This window comes from Shewanella sp. 10N.286.45.A1, assembly GCF_041470405.1.
In the GTDB taxonomy this organism is placed as follows: domain Bacteria; phylum Pseudomonadota; class Gammaproteobacteria; order Enterobacterales; family Shewanellaceae; genus Shewanella.
Genome location: NZ_JBFRMK010000067.1, coordinates 1 through 1,325 on the forward strand (window position 1 = coordinate 1; position 1,325 = coordinate 1,325).

A 1,325-nucleotide genomic window follows, 5' to 3' on the forward strand; every position below is an offset into this window, starting at 1 on the left:
CCATGCTAAACATTGAGAGGATTTTGCGGTCTATTTCATCAGTTAGTGTTGTTTGTCCTTTCTTAATGAGCTGCGGCTCAAAAGGTGCCATTTCTATCTCTGGGCGCATCAAGCTCAAAGCTTCCTGAAGGGTGTTTGATTGTCTTGGGCGTTGTACCGTTCTTACGATTGGGTTGAGGTGCATTCTCTAAGTGCTGCTCTAACTCCGCAGTCAGTGCAGCTTCTGTAAGTTGCTTGATAAGCGGGCCAAGTACACTGTCTTTACCTGTCAGGCTTTTTCCTGCTTGTAATGCTTTAAGGGCTTGGTCAAAATCAAATGGCTGGGTCATGTGTCATTCCTGTTTTGGATATTCTACTGAAATGACACAGAACTTTGAACACTACTAAAATAGGTTGACGGTTTTTATTAAGCCAGTTGGTATTTTCAACTAGCTTTTTCATGCACCTCGTTCGGGGTTTTCATTCCTAAACTAAGATGCGGCCGTAACTGGTTATAAATCTCTATTGATTCTTTGACTAAAACGCCAAGCTCTTTCATCGTTCGGCAACGATAAAGCAAAAACTCATGTTTCAAAATACCATTCACCCTCTCCGCCAGTGCATTGTGGTAGCAGTCATATCCATCTGTCATTGATGGCGTGATACCGTTGGCAGCTAATGTCATTTGGTATTCTCTGAGCAGTACTGTATTCCTCTGTCTGAGTGGTGAATTATATTACCCGTTGTTATCCGATTCTTTATCGTCATATCCAAGGCCTTAACAACATCAGAGGCTTTCATCTCATCGCTTAGTTCGTATCCCATTATCTTTCTGGAATATGCATCTGTAACCAGCGATAAATAGTGCGTTCCCTCATCTGATTTTACATAAGTGATATCGCTAACGAGGTCCTCTTTAGCGCGTTCAACCGTCTTCTCTCTCAGTCAGTTAGGATGCAGGGTGACCGTGTGAGTGGCTGGTTTTTAACCGCACCGTTAAAACCTGCACTCAACACAGCCTCCAGCATTGATGTATTCATCATACACCGTTTTTGTTTTCCAACGAGACTGAGTTTAGTTGACTCTTCTTGAAGCATATTCAGACTCATATGCCGTAAGCACGCTAGGTTTTCTGCACCATTATCCTTGTATATCTGACACGCATCCTCATTCATACTTACATCAAGCACCCAATGCATCGATTCAATGCCCCAATGCTCTCTAACCGCACTAGCGGCTTGCTCGGCGGTAAGCTCCTTTGAGCTGATGTAGTAACGGTACTCTAAATCGAGTTTCTTTCCCTTTTCCTGGCAGAACTTTTCAACCATCACTATGCTTTTGAGTCC

3 pseudogenes are annotated in these 1,325 nt (G+C 43.2%); all 3 read right to left on the reverse strand.

Annotated elements, in window-relative coordinates:
• Positions 1 to 329, reverse strand: a pseudogene (locus AB4238_RS05655) (transposase); the annotation flags it as partial.
• Between the two features lie 95 nt (positions 330 to 424).
• Positions 425 to 951, reverse strand: a pseudogene (locus AB4238_RS05660) (IS3 family transposase); the annotation flags it as partial.
• 11 nt (positions 952 to 962) lie between these two features.
• A pseudogene (locus AB4238_RS05665) lies at positions 963 to 1,325 on the reverse strand (ISAs1 family transposase); the annotation flags it as partial.